We start from the raw sequence: 16,013 nt of genomic DNA, 5'->3' as shown, positions 1-16,013 counted from the left end.
CAAAACCGTTGTGTCCCGCTATGCGTACTCTAGGGTGTCCGTCGTGGCGTCGAGGGCGACCACCACGGCCGCCCCGAGTGTCCCCGCGAGGACGCTCGCCGCGAGCAGTTCGGGCGTCCAGACCGCCACCGCCCGATCGGCCTCGGCGATCGGGAGCCTGAGCGCGCCGACCATCAGCCCGACGAGGAAGCCGAGCGTCGCCATCCGGTAGGCCGCGAGCGCACGTTTGACGAGTCGGGCCATCGTGAGCAGTCCCACCACCGCGCCGGTCATGAATGCCGCGACGGGCAGGCCGGGTCCGACGAGCGCGTCGACCGATCCGTCTGCAGCGAGCGCCGCGACGGCGTCGGTGAGATCCCGGAGCTGGGCGAGCATGTACTGGTACTGGCCGAGGATGTAGAGCAGCGCCGCCCCGGAGATGCCCGGTAGCACCATCGCGGAGATGGCGATACCGCCCGCGACGAAGACCACGAGGAGGCCGCCGCCGTCGTCGCCGGTCGCGCTCGCACTCGCGACGAACGCGATGGCCGCCCCGAGGAACGTGACGGCGATCCTCCCTGCGGAGTCGATGTCGGTGTGGCGGTAGATGACGACCGCGCTCGCGGCGATCAGCCCGAAGAAGAAGCCGTTGAGCGGGCCGGGATACGCCTCGAACAGCCCGGTGATCACCCGGGACATGAGCAGTACGGCCGTGACGACCCCGAGGCCGAGCACCACGAGGAAGTGGAGGTCGGCCTCGCGGGCCGTGGCCGTCGCGCCGGCGATCCCCCGTTCGCGGTAGGAGGCAACGAACGCCCCCAGCAGTCGTGGATCGAGCGCCGCGATGGCGGTGACGAACCGTTCGTAGATGCCGGTGATGAGCGCGATCGTCCCACCGGAGACCCCAGGAACGATGTCCGCGAGCCCCATACAGAAGCCCTTCACGTAGACGACGACCCACTCTCGCATTGTGCCGGGTTTCATATCGACGGACAAAACGGTGCCGTCTCGCGGTCAGTCGCCGCCCTCGTCGTCGCTCTCCCCGCCCGCTTCGCTCCCTTCCTCGCCGGCGTCTACCTCCTCACCCGCCTCCAGTTCGTCGAGGTCGACCTCGATGCGCTCGCCGTCGTAGATCGCCCCCTCGGGGACCGCCGTTTCGCCGACCTCGACGGGGTCGGCCGGGTCGCCGACGAGGAGGGTGTACTCGCCCGTCGCGACCACGTCGGTGTCGGTGTAGCCGTCGTCGGGGCCGAGCGCGTTGTCGGTCGCGTACGGCACGGTCATGGTGAACTCGCCCCCGGCGTCGACCGTGGCCTCCTGAACGTAGGTGAAGGTGCGCTCGGAGCTCTCCGCTTCGAGTTCGACCGCCGCGAGAACGGTCTCGCCCTCCGACGCGTCGGCGGTGCCGACGAGTTCGGCGCCCTCGACGCGCTCGTAGGTCTTCACAGCGCTCGCCTCGCGGTCGTCGAAGAACCGCACGTCCTCGATGTCGAGTGTGGGGTCCTCCAGGAGCGCCCGGAGCTCGAACTGGAGCTGCGGGGTGAGCTCGGTGTTCACCGCGAGCGTCTCCCAGTGGCCCTCGCCGGTGAGGGCCGCGACGCTCACGAACTGGGTCCGCTCGGGGCTCTCGTGGACGAGGCGATAGTGTTCCATCCCGCTCGCGTCGTCGTAGTAGAGTCCCGAAAGCATCGTCTCGTCGTAGGGTTCACCGAGCGCCTGCACCGGAACGCTCTCGCCGTCGAACTCGACGTCGGTCGGCTCGAGGTACTGCTCGTAGTCGGGGCCGCTCCACCGGGTGATCGCCGAGAACTTCCCGCTGACCATCTCGTCGTCGATCATCACGTAGCGCATCTCCTCCGTGCGCTGCTGGTCGGTGCGCTCGTCGGCCAGCCGGGAGAGTTCGGCGTCCTCGACGTCGTGGACGTCCTCACCCGTCGGGATTGCCTCAAGGATCAGCTCCGCGCGCTCCTCGCTGTCGGCGAGCAGGAACGCCGAGGCGCTTCGGGCGTTCTGCTGGAATGGGTTCGAGTGGGGGATCCGCTCGCCCTGGGTGGTGATCAGGTGACCGTAGTCCCACCACGACATGACGCCGTAGGTGCCCTCGGGGTAGGCGAAGTCCTCGTCTTCGGGGATCTCGTAGTCGCCGTAGTAATCTAGTTCCTCGTCAGCGCCGGCCCAGGTCCCCGGTTCGGGGGTGTTACCCTGGAGCCACGTCGTCGACCCCTCCCACTTCAGGGCGTCGCCGCTCTGTACCGCCGGACCGGCTGCCGCACCGCGGTCGACCACCGACGCGCCGGCGATCATCGGCGAGAGTGGGGCGAGGAGGACGAGAACGACGGTGACGATCACGAGCACCTGGTAGCCCTCGAGATCGCGCAGCGTGGCGGGTGTCGAGAGGTCGGCCCAGTTCACCACCAGTCCGACGACGTACGCACAGAGGACGGCGACGGTCGCCGCGAGGTAGTAGCTGAACCGGAGCTGGGTGAGCGCCATGCTCAGCACGAACAGCGACCAGATCCCGACGAGGAGGTGTTCGGCCTTCGGCCGGTAGCCGGCGAGGGGGCGGGCGAGCAGCGCGAACAGGCCCCCGAGGGCGACGAAGAAGGCGAGGCCGAACTCGGCGAAGAAGTGCTCGCCGGGGTCCGACGGCGGCTGTGCCTCGGCGATGGTCACCTGCGTCTCGCTGTGGCCGATCGGGAGCACGCGCCCGAACAGGTTCGAGACCAGCGTGTCGAAGAGGCTCGGGAGGACGAGCGCCAGCAGGCCGAGTCCGGCGACGGCGGCCGCCCCGATGGCCGCGGGGTAGTACCGGCGGTCGATCCCCCGGTCGTCGAAGAGCCTGGCGAGGCCGGCCATGACCACGCAGCCGCCGGCGACGGCGAACGCGAGCACCGGCTGCATGTAGCTGAAGTTCGTCGCGCTCACGCTCGTCGTCTCGACTGTGAGCGCCGTGAGCGCGCCCGTGACCGAGAGCGCAACCGCCCCGACGAACGCGACGTGGTCCGGGCTCTCCCGTCGCAGGTAGTCGGCGACGAGCTGGACGAGGAAGTATGCGCCGAAGATCCCGACCAGAACGACGCCGGACGGCCAGACCCAGATGTAGAGCGCGAGCGCGACGCCCGCAGCGACGGCGGCGAGGGTGGGCGTTCTCAGCCCCGAAAGATCGCGGTCGACGAGCTGTTCGTAGACCGGCTTCTCGCGTTCTGCGGTCGTGACCGCGACCATCATCGCGAGGAGCGCGCACGTCATGAACAGCACCTCCGCGACGTGGTGCTGGAGTTGGCCGACCGTCGTTCGGAAGAAGAACGTCTGGGGGAAGAGGGCCAGGAGGAGCACTCCCGAGAGACCGCCGATCCGCCCGCCGAGACGTCTCCCGATAAGGTAGACGGGGATCGCACAGAGCGCGGCCATCGCGGGTACCGAGAGGAGCGCGACCTGAAAGACCGTCTCCTCGGTCGGCGAGCCGCCGCCGACGAGCAGGGCGACGCCGGCGATGAGGAGGTCGAAGAGGGTGCCGAACTGCCCGACGTAGTTCCCGAAGGGATAGCCCGTGAATACCTCGAACTGTATCCGGGAGGGGAAGTTCTCGACGCTGAAGAGGACGGTTCGCCAGTGGTACCACGAGTCGACGGCCGCGAAGATCGGCTCGCCGTGTGCCAGGTACGCCTCGTACGCCTGGGTGCGCGTCCAGAACATGAACGCCATCAGGATGCCGAGCACCGGGACGTGATACCAGCGCCAGAGGAGGGCGACGAGGCCGTCGGCGTTCACCGACCGCCGGTCCCGTTCCAGTTCACTGCTCATGACCCGTGACAGTTCCAACCACGCAATAAGCCTTCTCATCGCCTCAATCGCCGTATTCTCCGGCTCAGCCGGCGGTTACCGGCGGGTAGGTCCAACCCCATCACAAGAGTTTTACCGCGTCTCGGGTAGCCCCGACCATGAGAGTCTCCGTCGTAATCAACACCTACAGCGAGGAGCGCTACGACGCGTTCGCGCGGGCCGTCGAGTCGGTGCTCGCCCAGAGCCACGACGACCTCGAACTGGTGCTGGTGAGCGACGGGAACGAGGCGGCCGCGGACCGTGCCCGGGCCGACTTCGGAGGACACGAGGACGTGATCGTCCACTGCACCGAGGAGAACCTCGGGAACTCGGGTGCCCGGACCGTCGGTGCCGCCCTCGCCTCCGGCGACGTGATCGCCGTCACCGACGACGACACCCGTGCCGAACCCGACTGGATCGAGGAGCTGGTACGGGTGTACGAGGAGACGGACGCGATCGCCGTCGGCGGGATCGTCGTCCCCGAGTGGGTCGCCGGAAAACCGGAGTTCCTCCCCGAGGAGTTCTACTGGCTGATCGGCTGTAATCACCGGGGATTCGGCGACCACGGCGAGGAGGTGAGAAACACCTTCGGGTGCAACCTCTCGTTCCGTGCGGAGGTCTTCGACGAACTGGGCGGGTTCAGCACGCGCGTCGGGCGAGTGGGCGAGAAACAGCTCCAGGGCCACGAGACGGAGATCTGTGCGCGCATGCACGAGCGCTTCGGCCGCGGGGTCCACTACACGACCGACGCGGTGGTCCACCACTCGATCTTCGAGTACAGAACCGACCCGATCTGGCTCTTGAGACGCGCGTTCTGGCAGGGCTACTCGAAGCGGATCATGCACCTCGTGCTGCCCGGTTCGTCCGGTGGGGAGGGGGAGTTTCTCGAACGACTGGCGACGGAGTTCGTCCCGGAGCGGGTTCGAAGGCTCGTCAGGTCGCCGTCGGTGGCGGGAGTGAAACAGCTGGTGGCGATCGTGGCGTTCACGCTGGCGGTGGGACTGGGGTATCTGTACGGGTTCGTTCGCTTCGGTCTCTACGAGGAGTTCTCGAACCGCCCGAAACGGGCTGCAACGAGCTGAGATGGCGACCGAGAACGGCGCAGTCGACCTGCTCGTTCGCTCCAAGCGGCGATACGACCGGGACGGTCTCGACGCTATCGTCAAGGAAGGGTGGGATATCGGCTATCGCCGCTGGCTCGTGATGTCCGCGGTTGTGCCCCTGCTGGTCGGTTCCGGTCGCGTTCCGATCCTGTCGAGGGAACGGCTCCGTGCCCGCTGTGAGCCCGACGATCGCTGCTGGGAGTTCCCACCGGAGACGACCGACGCTCCCATGGCCGACTCCTTGCTCCCGAAGGGAATCGTCTCTACCGACAGGGAGTTCGAGGAGATCGACCGACTCCGATTTCCCCGTCCGTTCGTCTGTGAACTTCGTGACGCGACCGTCTTCGCACCGATCGGACTCGCAACGACACGAGAGGGCGAGGGAGTCAGGGACGTCTCCGCCTCCTCACTGTTCGAGAACGGATATCTGGACCACGCGCTCTCCATGACGGTCGCTAGGCAGGGCCTCTTCGAGTGTCGAGGCGGCCTTCCCACGGTATCCAACGACGGACCGACGGTCGATGTAGCCTGCTCGCTCTGTCCGCTCTGGCCGAACTACTACCACTGGACCGTCGAGTGTCTGCCACGTCTCTGGGCGATCGCCGAGTACGAGCGCCGGACCGGTCGGAAGCCGCTGCTGGTGATTCCACCGGATCCACCGCGCTGGCTCCGTGAGTCGCTCCTTCTCGCCGGGTTTCCTCGGGATCGATGGCTCGGGCTCGATCACGATCGGATTCGGGTGAACCGACTCGCCGTGCCGACGTTCCCCGGCCCGACACCGGCCGAGATCGAGTGGATCCGCGAGCGGATACTGGATGAGAGCGAGCCCTCGGACGATCGGCCGCGGATCTACATCACCCGCGACGACGTGACCCGCCGCCGTGTTCGAAACGAGTCAGAAGTGATCGACGCGCTCTCGGAGTACGGTGTCGAACCGGTCGCTCTCGAAACACGTACGGTCGAAGAGCAGGCGCGTCTGTTCGCCGACGCCGAGCTGATCGTCGGCCCCCACGGCGCCGGTTTCGCGAACCTGCTGTACGCGAGGGACGCGGCGGTCGTCGAACTGTTCGGGAAGAAGACACCGACGACGTTCGCTCGCCTCGCGGACGCGCTCGATCTCCCCTACGAACGGCTGCTCTGTCGGTCGACACACGTAGACCTCGCCGTGGACGTTACTCGGCTCACCTCGATCATCGACGAGCTTGTGTGAGGGAAGTAGCATGTAGTCGACATCTCCGGAGGGGTCTAGTATTAACATGTCGAAATAAGGTGGGTTGTTCGGGAGCGAAGGTCGAAGGATTTCAGCCTTCTCTCAGACGTATCACCCATTTGAGCCTCGAAATCAAGGGCGGCACCCTTGTGATGGTGCCTAATCGCACAGCCTGGTACTGTAGAAGACACATTACCCCCCGTGATCAACTCCGATCGAATGACGCTACGACCGAACGACGCGGGTGGGAGAACGACGGGTCGAACGGGTACACGTGACGAGGTCGACGTCTCGTTATTTCTACCGAGTTTGAATCAGGGAGGTGCGAAGCGGGTGATGCTGAACGTGGCAGATTACCTCCACACATCGGGATACCGTGTGGAGATCGTGCTGGCGAGAAAGGAGGGGGAATTTCTGGCACACGTTCCCCAGGGTATCGAGGTACGAAGCTTCGAAAAGCGAGTGAGCAGAACTGTAACGGACCTTATACAGTATCTTCACAGAAGGGAACCGAAGGTCCTTCTCTCTACGATCCACTCGACGAACGTCGTAGCTACCTGGGCAGGAGTACTGGCACGGACCTCGACCGACGTCGTCCTACGAGAGGCAACGACTATATCAAATCAGCGAAACGAGTTCGAAAACGGGTTAGAGCGATTGATCTCACCAGTTGTGAAATACACGTACCCGTTCGCCGATCGGTACGTCGCGATCTCGGACGGAGTGAAATCTGATCTGGTGCGTCACACTGGCGTGCAAACGGACGAGGTACGAACGATTTACAACCCGATCTACACTCCGGAAATAGCGAAGAGAGCGAATGAGCCGGTCGATCACCCGTGGTTCGACGCCGATCACGATGTTCTTCTCGGGGTTGGCCGATTGACGATGCAGAAAGACTTCGCCACACTCATCAGGGCGTTCAGCCGGGTACGGCGTTACAGAGATGCGCGTCTGATCATCCTCGGTGAGGGAGACAGGCGAGGGGAACTCGAACGATTGACCGAGAGGACGGGGCTGACCGACGTGATCGATTTGCCCGGTTACGTCGAAAACCCCTACAAGTACATGGCGAAGTCGGATCTGTTCGTCCTCTCGTCGGCCTGGGAGGGGTTCGGCAACGTCATCGTGGAGGCCATGGCCTGTGGGACGCCCGTGGTCGCTACGGACTGTGAGAGTGGGCCGGCGGAGATCCTCGATGAGGGAAGCTACGGAAGGTTGGCCCCGGTAGGAGACCCAACAGCTCTTGCCGACTCGATCGTCGATTCGCTCAACGAGCCCGACGAGCCCGATCGATTACGGGAAAGAGCCGCCGAGTTCTCGACTGACGAAATAATGGAAAGTTATGAGCGAGCACTGTTTGGATTTCCCCCCGTTCCGTGAGTCCTACCGGGTGACTTTCACGGAACCATTCGGGGTCCAACCACCGTCCACTCAAAGCTTATGTCTCTGGCACGGGGAGTTCCGACGAATGACGCACCGGCGGTCGAATCCGTGTCGTCCATAACATGCGTATAGGACAGACCTCGTTCGTTCTCTTCAACTCCAAAGTCATAACGTCCGCCCTCGGGTTCCTGGCGACCATCTATTTCGCCCGCGAACTCGGTGCCGGAGTACTCGGGATCTACTTTCTGGTTCTCGGGTTGGTTACCTGGCTCGAGGTCGTCGCCGATCCGGGGATCTCCGAAGCGGTAACCAAGCGGATCAGCGAGGGTGGACACGCGGGTGAATACGCCCTCAGTAGTCTCTCGTTGCTTCTCCCATCGTTTCTCATCGTTTCCGGTGTCCTGGTCCTCGGACGGTCACACCTCGACGCGTACGTCGGTCGGCCGGCGCTGGCGGTCGTCGTCGGTCTTCTAGCGGCGACGCTCGCCTACAAGCTAGTCGCTGGATTGCTGAAAGGGAACCACCTCGTCCACGTCTACGCCGGTCTCTCCGTCGTGAAGAGCCTCGGACGGACGATCGCCCAAGTGGCTGCCGTCTTCGCGGGGTTCGGACTCGTCGGGCTCGTCACCGGCTACGCGTTCGGATACGTCCTCTTCTGTCTGTTCGGCCTTCTCGGTCTCTCGGTACGCTACCGAAGACCGACGAAACACTCCACACGAGACCTCCTCGCGTACGCTCGGTACGCCTGGCTCGGCGGGCTCCGGAGCCGAACGTTCAACTGGATGGATGTCGTGATATTGGGGCTGTTCGTCCCTTCTTCGATGATCGGGGTCTACGGTGTCGCCTGGAACGTCGCTGCCTTCTTGAAGACGTTCAGTAACTCGATCAGCGAGACGCTGTTCCCGGAGATGAGTCGCCTGGCAGCCGACGACCCACGGGCGGTCTCGGAGCTCGTCGAAGACGCACTTGCGTACGCAGGTCTGATCCTCCTCCCGGGGCTGATCGGCGGTGCAGTGATCGGTGACCGACTGCTCGCGATCTATGGCTCCGAGTTCGCTGCCGGTGCCACGGTGCTCTGGCTGCTGATCGCTGCCTGTCTCCTCTACGCGTATCAGAAACAACTAGTGAATACGCTCAACGCGATAGACAGACCCGATCGGGCGTTCCGGATCAACGCCGTTTTCGTCGGATCGAACCTCCTTTTCAATCTCGTACTCGTCTGGAGGATAGGGTGGGTGGGTGCTGCGCTCGCAACACTCGTATCAGCCGCGATCAGCCTCGGTCACGCCTATCTCGAGCTCTATCGACTGGTCGGATTCGCGCTACCCCTCGGCGAGATCGGGAGGCAAGCGTTCGCCGCAGGCATCATGGGTGGGATCGTACTCCTCACGCGGCACGTCGTCCAGGGGATCGGCCCGTTCGGAAACGACGTTTTTCTCATTACTTTCCTCGTGTTTACCGGCGCCGGAGTGTACTTCCTCTCGTTGTTCGCACTCTCGGTACGGTTCCGAACAACGATCAGTCGAAACGTCCCGACCGGACTGCTGTCCTACATCGACGGGCGAGAGGGAGTGGACGAGAGATGAGGACCATGGGTTCCCTCTCGAAAACACTCGAAACGGTCCGCTCGGCAGGGATCCAGTACACCGCCGTTCGAGTTCTTGAGTACCTCCTGCTGCAGACACGACTCACCTCGTGGTGCTACTGGCGAACAGCACCCGACCTCTACCGGTGGTGGTACAGCAGAGCCACACGTGAGTACGACGCACCACTCGATCCGTTCGAGATAGAGCGCGTCGATCCGAGTGCGATCCAACGGTACTCCGGGATTCACCAGCCGTATCAGACGAGAAAACGCCTGTTCGGGTCCGTACTCGCCGGTGACTGGGATCGGAGACAGCTTGCGACACAGAACGACGACTACAGGGATCTCTTCGAAACGACGACGTTCGACGAATCGGTCTTCCATCGATCGATGAAAGACCACTTTCTCGATGGGATATCGTGGCGAGATACTCCGTTCGTCCGCGCAGCGATCGAGGCCGCCGAAGCGGATTCCCCGATCTGGCACGGCTGTACGTCCCGAGAGGACGTGCTGGAGCGATGTGCGGCGGTCGACGAACTGTACGAAACGATCTTCACCGAGGGTTACGAGCGTCAGGTCGATCAGGCGAAAGGTCGACCTGGCTTCGACGAACCGTTCGGCTTCCCGGGACGGATCTGTGACGAGGTGATCGTCGACATCGGACGGGACGGAGAGTTGTTGCTGGCCGACGGACGACACAGGCTCTCCATCGCGAAGCTCCTCGACCTCGAATCGATCCCAGTCGCGTTCGTCGTACGACACGAGGAGTGGATGGAGACTAGAGAGGCCGTTTTTCGTGGAGAGGAGGCTCCCGGACGGCCCGTTCATCCGGACCTGCGAGCGGTTCTCTCGACGGAGTGAGGGGACGGACAGACTACTCCCGTTCGACCGAGGAGATCGCTCGGTCACCGTCCCCGGTTACCCCTCCCTTACAGTGACGCTTTTACCGGATAAGGACCAGGGAAGCACAATGACCGGCCACGAGGACGTCTGCGTGCTCATCCCCACGCTGAACGAGGCCGAGACGATCGGCGAGGTGATCGACGGCTTCAACGAGCAGGGACTGACGAACGTGCTCGTCGCCGACGGCGACTCCGAGGACGGAACGCCCAGAGCGGCGGCCGACGGGGGCGCGCGCGTGTTCACGCAGACCGGCGACGGGAAGGGCCAGGCGGTGCGCGAGGCGCTCTCGGAGATCGAGAGCGACGTGATCTTGATGGTCGACGGCGACGGGACGTACAGGGCAGAGGACGCCGAGGCGATGCTGGAGCCGATCCGCTCCGGCGAGGCCGAACACGTCATCGGCGATCGGTTCGCGAACATGGCCGACGGGGCGATGACCCGGGTGAACAGGACCGGGAACCGGCTGATCAACCGGACGTTCGGCGTGGTCCACGGCCGGCACTTCGGCGACATCCTGAGCGGCTATCGGGCGTTCACCCGGGAGTCGGCCGAACGGATGCGCCTCTCGGCCGACGGCTTCGGGGTCGAGACGGAGATGGCAGTCGAGTGCGTCCGTCGGGACATCCCCACGGAAGTCGTCCCGATCAGCTACGACCCCCGGCCCGATGAGTCGGAGACGAACCTCAATCCCGTCAGGGACGGCGGGCTGATCCTCTACACGCTCTACAGCCTCGCGCGCACACACAACCCCCTCTTTTATTTCGGGAGCGCCGGCCTCACCAGTATCTTCGGCGGGAGCGCGATGGCGTCGTACGTCGGCTACCGGTGGGTCGCCTACGGCATCTCCCACGAGGTGCTCGCGGTCGTCGCCGCCTTCGGGATCATCGTCGGCGTCCAGCTGATCATGTTCGGGGTGCTCTCGGACCTGATCGTCACGCTGCATCGCGAACAGCTCCGACGGATCGACGACCTCCGCGATCGGTAGGTCACAACTCCTTTTCCTCACCGTCGCGTCCTCCCCGGTATGACCGAGTACACGACCGTCTCGATCCCGAAGGAGCTCGCCGAACGCGTCGAGGAGACGATCGAGGGGACCAGTTTCTCGAGCACGAGCGACCTCGTCCGCTTTCTCCTGAGAAGCATCGTCATCCAGCATCAGCGTCGGGGACAGCTCACCGAGGCGGAGTTCGACGAGATCGCCGCCCAGCTCCGGGATCTGGGCTACCTGGAGTAGTTCCGCCTCCCATCGGAGACCGCGTCAGGGTAGCGGCTCATCCGGGGGTTCGGCGTCGACGAGTTCGATCGTCTTCTTCCGGCCGGCGCGGTCGAACGCCGCGAGCGAGGCGAGCTCCCACGGCGGGATCGCTACCAGGACGACCGCGTGCAGGTCGTCTCTGAGCGTGACCGAGAGGTTGCCCCGGGGATGGGAGACGAACCGTCCTTTCGTCATCCCCATCGGCGTCGAGAAGTCCATCCCGAACACCGCGGTCACCGACTTCCCTGCATCGGGGTGATAGAAGTGCGTGAAGACCGGCGTCCCCTCCGCGAGCCCGAGATCGGCGTCGAACTCGCCCGCGGGCGTCACCTCGAGCGCGACGGCGAACTGCTCGGGCTCCTCCTCGGCGGCCATCTCGAGGAGCCACTCGGCTAGCCCGCGGGTGAGGTAGACGACGTCCACGTCGCGGAATTCGTCCGGGTCGTGATAAGTTCGGTGGCTCATACGGACTGCTGTACGTCCGTACCGCTCGGACCGGTACCCGTCTCTCGGTCCGATACGGACTTGTATCACTGGTCATCGGTGATCGACGACCCGGTCAGACCGATCACCGGTAATTGCCGATACCAGTCCGCACGAGGGTTACACAGGTACAGCAGTCCGTATCAGATCGGCAGGTAGAGCCGAGCGGTCCGCGCGTAGAGAGCGGGTGCCCGGCGTCGCGAGCCGGAGAGCGCGTCGGCGAGCGCCGAGGCACCCCCGCTCATCACGCCCTCACCGTGCCCGACGAGCACGCGCTCGGGGTCGAGGTCTCCGAGGGCCGACCTCGGCGGGAGCACCCGTCGGGCGGGGTGGACGCCGAGGCGCTCGTCGGGCGCGAGGAAGTACTCCGAGGTCCCCACGCTCTCCGGGACGACCAGCGTCTTCTCACTCGCGTTCCAGAGCGCGACCTCGTGCCAGACCGGCGTGTCCACGACCGGAACGGTCTGGAAATCGGTTCCCGGAAGCGTCCCCGAAAAGGTCTCGATCGGCGCGTCGAGCTCCCCGGCGACCCCCCGAAGCTCCGAGGGGAGGTAGACCGATACGTCGTGACGGCGGGCGACCGCCGCCGCGTCGCGCGTGTGCCGGTCGAGCAGGACGACGACGCCCGCGACCTCGCCCAGTTCCGCGAGGAGGTCGTCGAGTTCGGTCGTGTCGACCGGGTCGACGACGAACACGCCCGTCTCGGTCACGAGCGCGTGGCTCGCCCGCTGCATCTCCTCGTCCGGAAACGCGATCCAGCTCGCTCCGCCGTCGAACCGGTTCACCGTTCGCGACTCGCTCGCTCGTCCGTTCCCTTTCAGCGTCATGATCCCGGTAGGGGTGGGAGACGGTTAAGCGAACCGTGCTACGCTCGCGGTGTCCGCCGCGCACCGGAGCTTTATTCCGAGCGGTCCCGTCCTCCCCTCATGCTCTCGGGACTCCGCTGGCTCGCGCTCGAAGTGAAGTACCTCGATCGGGCGCGTGCGTTCTACACCGACCACCTCGGCCTCGCGATCACCGAGGAGACGGACGAGGAGATCCGCCTCGACGCCGGCGCACACGAGCTGATACTCAGACGGTCCTCCTCCGTACCGCGCGGCGGGCTCCACACCCACTACGCGTTCGCGATCCCGGGCGCGGAGTACGACGACCGGTGGGCGGACCTGGAGCAGGCAGGCTTCGAGCTCGCTGAGTACCGGTTCGGGACCGCCCGCTCGCTCTACCTCGACGACCCGGACGACCACTGCGTCGAATTCGGCGAACGCGGCGAGGGTCAGGGAATCACGGCGATCTTCGAGATCGTCCTGGAGGTGGCGGACCTCGGTCGTGCCGAACGGTTCTACACCGACCTCGGCTTCGAGCCGGTCGACCGCGGGTCGAACCGGGAACGAGTGCGGCTGACCGGGCCCGTCGACCTCGAACTCTGGGAGCCACACCTCGGGCTCGCCGACGCACGGGGGGGCGTCCACGTCGACGTCGGGTTCTCCTCGGAGGACCCTGTGGGGGTAGCCGAGACGGTGAGCGACCGTGCCTGTTCGGTCGAGTCAATCGAAAACGGTGCGAGAGTCCTCGATCCCGACGGCCACTACCTGACGATCCGCTGATCGCCGGGCGGTCCGGAGAGTGCCAGGGTCGCCGCTGCACGGGGCGGGCTCGCCTACGGCGGCCTTGTCGTCGCGCTCACCGTCACCGCAGAGTAGTCCACGAACGTGTACTGTCACCCTTCACCGGGTGGCCCTCGGACCTCCACGGGCGCTTGCTGTTCGTCTTCGCCGGCGGCGGGACGAACGGGCTGATCGCACCGTGTGTCCCCCCTCTCCCCGACGATCGGTGCGGCGCTCTCGTTCCCGGCGAGCTACCTGCTATTGGCCGAATTCTCGTCGGCGTTCGTCCCCCTGATGGTCCTCTCCGGACTGCTTGACGTCGCCTCCAGCTTCGGCGTCCGCGAACTCGTCTGGCGGCTCGGGAGCGTGGACGCACCGATTCTGGGGGTGGCTCGTGGTCGACGCGAACACGAGTTCGGTCGTCGTCGGCGCGTTCGCGACCTCGATCGCGCTCGCCCGCTCGCGATCCTCACACCTCCTTCAACGGCAGGAAGACGCTCACGATCTGGTGAAGGGGGCAGAAAGGTCGTGACCGGTTCGTGTTCGACTTGGGACGTCCCGTCGGGAGCCCGTGGAGGAGAGGAACGTCCCGTGCCGTCGGTCGCGGACGTCGGAGGCCCGTCGGCCGGTCACCTAGAGCCGGTCCGTGTTCACGGACGTGTCGGGCGGCGTGACGATGAGGAACCCGCGGAAGTGAACGAGGTCCCCCCCCATCTCCTTGATCTCGCGGGCGAAGCCCGCCGCGAGGACGTTCAGGTCCCCCTCGATCGCGAGTACGAGCACGTCGCCGCCCTCGACCGCGTCGATCCACTCCCCGTCGGGCGTCGTCCCGTCGAGGACCGCGAGGGTGACCCGACCCGCACCCTCCTCGTCGTCGCCCTCCAGGTGGTCCTCGACCGCCCGGAGATCGAGGTTGAAGTCGGCCATATCGGCCGGTCGTCGTGCGGTGAGAAAAACCGTTCGGCTCGCTCGGGATCGGCGACCACCGCCCGAGCGGCCGGCCGCTCGACTGGACGAGCGTACGATCTCGTGGCGCGCGGGAGCCACTCGATCTTACATCTCACAACTTTTCCCCTGAAATTTTACCTGCCCCCGGACCCACCGCCACCCAGCTCTCGGGTCTCTGGGGATGGAACTAACCAGTAATAATGTCCTTATACAGACGCGAAGTCTGTCGGTTTTCCGGTCGTCTCCGATTCGATGAACTCTCTGGGAGGATAACAGGTGTCGACGAGAAGGACAGGGTTATATACTCGCTGTGTCGTGGGAGCAGATACCATGTCCGAACCATCGCGTTCGACGGAGGTAGCCTCCGGCACCAGCCGGGGGGAACGAGTTCTTCCAGGGCACGTTAGCTCCCGGTAACGAAATTCGTTCGGCGAGGGTTTTCGACACCACGCTTCGCGACGGCGAGCAGACGCCACGGACGTCGTTTTCCTACGAGGACAAGCGACGCATCGCGGCGACGCTCGACGAGATGGGGACGCACGTCATCGAGGCGGGCTTTCCCGTGAACTCGGAGGCCGAGTTCGAAGCCGTGCGAGACATAGCGGAGGGTACCGCCGCGACGACCTGCGGGCTCGCCCGCGTGGTCGACGGCGACGTCGAGGCCGCACTCGACTCCGGTGTGGAGATGGTCCACGTCTTCGTCTCGACCAGCGACGTCCAGTTAGAGGACTCGATGCACGCCAGCCGCGCGGAGGCCAGAGAGCGTGCGGTCGAGTCGGTGAGGAGGGTGAAGGAGGCCGGTGTCGAGTGTATGTTCTCGCCGATGGACGCGACCCGTACCGACGGCGAGTACCTGATCGACGTGATCGAGGCGGTCAGCGACGAGGACGTCGACTGGATCAACATCCCCGACACCTGTGGGGTCGCGGTCCCGAGCCGCTTCGGAACCCTGATCGAGACGGTCTGTGCGCACACCGACGCGCGCGTCGACGTCCACACCCACGACGACTTCGGGATGGCGTCGGCGAACGCCATCGCCGGCTACGAGGCCGGGGCCTCCCAGTCGCAGGTCTCGGTCAACGGCATCGGCGAGCGCGCCGGAAACGCCGCCTACGAGGAGGTCGTGATGACCGTCGAGGCGGTCTACGGCGTCGACACCGGCATCGACACGACCCGAATCACCGAGCTCTCTCGACTGGTCGAGGAGTGCTCGGACGTCCCGACCCCGGCGAACAAGCCGATCGTCGGCAAGAACGCCTTCGCCCATGAGAGCGGCATCCACGCCGCGGGCGTGATCGAGAACAGCGACACGTTCGAGCCGGGGATCATGACCCCGGAGATGGTCGGTGCGACCAGGGAGCTGGTGCTCGGCAAACATACCGGCACCCACTCGGTCCGGGAGTTCCTGACCGACGCCGGTTTCGACCCGACCGACGAGGAGGTCCGGACGGTCACCCGCCGGGTGAAGGAGTACGGCGCGGCGAAGAACCGCGTCACGATCGCGGACGTCAAACGGTTCGCCCGCGAGGAGGGCGTCGTCCAGGAGACGGGGGTGCGGGCGTAGATGCGCGCACCGCGAGTCCGTCCCGCGGAGCGACGCGTCCGGAGCTCCGACCGGGAGGAGGCGTTCGCACCCGCCGAGCCGACCGTCGGAGGTCCGATCGGGAAGGTTTATATCGGATCGCTCACTCAGAGCCGAGTAGATGCGACGAACCGCTCCGACACGGGTCCGACC

15 protein-coding genes are annotated in these 16,013 nt (G+C 65.3%); 10 read left to right on the top strand and 5 right to left on the bottom strand.

Features of this window, described 5'->3' with window-relative positions:
• Positions 1-18: 18 nt before the first annotated feature.
• Positions 19-948, bottom strand: coding sequence for a DUF368 domain-containing protein (locus V2L32_RS14315; protein ID WP_331233144.1), 930 nt, complete (start codon positions 946-948; stop codon positions 19-21).
• A gap of 45 nt (positions 949-993) precedes the next feature.
• Positions 994-3,783: an oligosaccharyl transferase, archaeosortase A system-associated gene (locus V2L32_RS14310; RefSeq protein WP_331233143.1), complete on the bottom strand. Its 2,790-nt coding sequence runs from the start codon at positions 3,781-3,783 to the stop codon at positions 994-996.
• 137 nt (positions 3,784-3,920) lie between these two features.
• Between V2L32_RS14310 and aglG the strand changes: the two genes are divergently transcribed.
• The 7 genes from aglG to V2L32_RS14275 all read left to right on the top strand — a co-directional run bounded on the left by aglG (position 3,921) and on the right by V2L32_RS14275 (position 11,222).
• Complete coding sequence (gene aglG, locus V2L32_RS14305) at positions 3,921-4,883, top strand: glucosyl-dolichyl phosphate glucuronosyltransferase (RefSeq protein ID WP_331233142.1); 963 nt, start codon at positions 3,921-3,923, stop codon at positions 4,881-4,883.
• Between the two features lies 1 nt (position 4,884).
• Entirely contained in the window at positions 4,885-6,114 is a 1,230-nt protein-coding gene (locus tag V2L32_RS14300) for a glycosyltransferase family 61 protein (RefSeq protein ID WP_331233140.1), read from the top strand.
• 219 nt (positions 6,115-6,333) lie between these two features.
• Complete coding sequence (locus tag V2L32_RS14295; RefSeq protein WP_331233139.1) at positions 6,334-7,497, top strand: glycosyltransferase; 1,164 nt, start codon at positions 6,334-6,336, stop codon at positions 7,495-7,497.
• 125 nt (positions 7,498-7,622) lie between these two features.
• Complete coding sequence (locus tag V2L32_RS14290; RefSeq protein WP_331233138.1) at positions 7,623-9,086, top strand: oligosaccharide flippase family protein; 1,464 nt, start codon at positions 7,623-7,625, stop codon at positions 9,084-9,086.
• A 5-nt stretch (positions 9,087-9,091) separates the two neighbouring features.
• Complete coding sequence (locus V2L32_RS14285; RefSeq protein WP_331233137.1) at positions 9,092-9,946, top strand: ParB N-terminal domain-containing protein; 855 nt, start codon at positions 9,092-9,094, stop codon at positions 9,944-9,946.
• 109 nt (positions 9,947-10,055) lie between these two features.
• A complete protein-coding gene (gene aglJ, locus V2L32_RS14280) occupies positions 10,056-10,973 on the top strand; it encodes an S-layer glycoprotein N-glycosyltransferase AglJ (RefSeq protein ID WP_331233136.1) in 918 nt (305 codons plus the stop codon).
• Between the two features lie 39 nt (positions 10,974-11,012).
• The gene (locus V2L32_RS14275; protein WP_331233135.1) at positions 11,013-11,222 is read left to right on the top strand and encodes a ribbon-helix-helix domain-containing protein; all 210 of its coding nucleotides are present in this window, start codon (positions 11,013-11,015) and stop codon (positions 11,220-11,222) included.
• A 24-nt stretch (positions 11,223-11,246) separates the two neighbouring features.
• On the opposite strand, the gene V2L32_RS14270 is transcribed toward V2L32_RS14275, so the two are convergent.
• Positions 11,247-11,708 (bottom strand): hypothetical protein, encoded by a 462-nt coding sequence (locus tag V2L32_RS14270; protein WP_331233134.1) that lies wholly within the window; start codon positions 11,706-11,708, stop codon positions 11,247-11,249.
• Between the two features lie 161 nt (positions 11,709-11,869).
• Positions 11,870-12,553, bottom strand: coding sequence for a hypothetical protein (locus V2L32_RS14265; RefSeq protein ID WP_331233133.1), 684 nt, complete (start codon positions 12,551-12,553; stop codon positions 11,870-11,872).
• Between the two features lie 99 nt (positions 12,554-12,652).
• Between V2L32_RS14265 and V2L32_RS14260 the strand changes: the two genes are divergently transcribed.
• On the top strand, positions 12,653-13,330 hold the full coding sequence (locus tag V2L32_RS14260) for a VOC family protein (protein ID WP_331233132.1): 678 nt from the start codon (positions 12,653-12,655) through the stop codon (positions 13,328-13,330).
• Positions 13,331-13,724: 394 nt separating this feature from the next.
• Complete coding sequence (locus V2L32_RS14255) at positions 13,725-13,862, top strand: hypothetical protein (RefSeq protein ID WP_331233130.1); 138 nt, start codon at positions 13,725-13,727, stop codon at positions 13,860-13,862.
• Between the two features lie 101 nt (positions 13,863-13,963).
• Here V2L32_RS14255 and V2L32_RS14250 read toward each other — a convergent pair whose 3' ends face one another.
• The gene (locus tag V2L32_RS14250) at positions 13,964-14,257 is read right to left on the bottom strand and encodes a DUF5779 family protein (protein ID WP_331233129.1); all 294 of its coding nucleotides are present in this window, start codon (positions 14,255-14,257) and stop codon (positions 13,964-13,966) included.
• Positions 14,258-14,699: 442 nt separating this feature from the next.
• Here V2L32_RS14250 and V2L32_RS14245 point away from each other — a divergent pair, with 442 nt between their 5' ends.
• Entirely contained in the window at positions 14,700-15,842 is a 1,143-nt protein-coding gene (locus V2L32_RS14245) for a LeuA family protein (RefSeq protein WP_331236617.1), read from the top strand.
• Positions 15,843-16,013: the final 171 nt, after the last annotated feature.

The sequence above is a fragment of the Halalkalicoccus sp. CGA53 genome (assembly GCF_036429475.1).
Lineage (GTDB): Archaea > Halobacteriota > Halobacteria > Halobacteriales > Halalkalicoccaceae > Natronorarus > Natronorarus salvus.
Note: the sequence above shows the minus strand (reverse complement) of the source record. Positions and strands in the feature narration are given on the sequence as shown.

What these genes read in the sequence shown, in the direction of transcription:
- V2L32_RS14290 (WP_331233138.1), top strand. Translation starts at nt 7,623, where the DNA reads ATGCGTATAGGACAGACCTCGTTCGTTCTCTTCAACTCCAAAGTCATA.
- V2L32_RS14285 (WP_331233137.1), top strand. Translation starts at nt 9,092, where the DNA reads ATGGGTTCCCTCTCGAAAACACTCGAAACGGTCCGCTCGGCAGGGATC.
- V2L32_RS14300 (WP_331233140.1), top strand. Translation starts at nt 4,885, where the DNA reads ATGGCGACCGAGAACGGCGCAGTCGACCTGCTCGTTCGCTCCAAGCGG.
- V2L32_RS14270 (WP_331233134.1), bottom strand. Translation starts at nt 11,708, where the DNA reads ATGAGCCACCGAACTTATCACGACCCGGACGAATTCCGCGACGTGGAC.
- aglJ (WP_331233136.1), top strand. Translation starts at nt 10,056, where the DNA reads ATGACCGGCCACGAGGACGTCTGCGTGCTCATCCCCACGCTGAACGAG.
- V2L32_RS14310 (WP_331233143.1), bottom strand. Translation starts at nt 3,783, where the DNA reads ATGAGCAGTGAACTGGAACGGGACCGGCGGTCGGTGAACGCCGACGGC.
- V2L32_RS14260 (WP_331233132.1), top strand. Translation starts at nt 12,653, where the DNA reads ATGCTCTCGGGACTCCGCTGGCTCGCGCTCGAAGTGAAGTACCTCGAT.
- V2L32_RS14295 (WP_331233139.1), top strand. Translation starts at nt 6,334, where the DNA reads ATGACGCTACGACCGAACGACGCGGGTGGGAGAACGACGGGTCGAACG.
- V2L32_RS14315 (WP_331233144.1), bottom strand. Translation starts at nt 948, where the DNA reads ATGCGAGAGTGGGTCGTCGTCTACGTGAAGGGCTTCTGTATGGGGCTC.
- V2L32_RS14275 (WP_331233135.1), top strand. Translation starts at nt 11,013, where the DNA reads ATGACCGAGTACACGACCGTCTCGATCCCGAAGGAGCTCGCCGAACGC.
- aglG (WP_331233142.1), top strand. Translation starts at nt 3,921, where the DNA reads ATGAGAGTCTCCGTCGTAATCAACACCTACAGCGAGGAGCGCTACGAC.
- V2L32_RS14265 (WP_331233133.1), bottom strand. Translation starts at nt 12,553, where the DNA reads ATGACGCTGAAAGGGAACGGACGAGCGAGCGAGTCGCGAACGGTGAAC.
- V2L32_RS14250 (WP_331233129.1), bottom strand. Translation starts at nt 14,257, where the DNA reads ATGGCCGACTTCAACCTCGATCTCCGGGCGGTCGAGGACCACCTGGAG.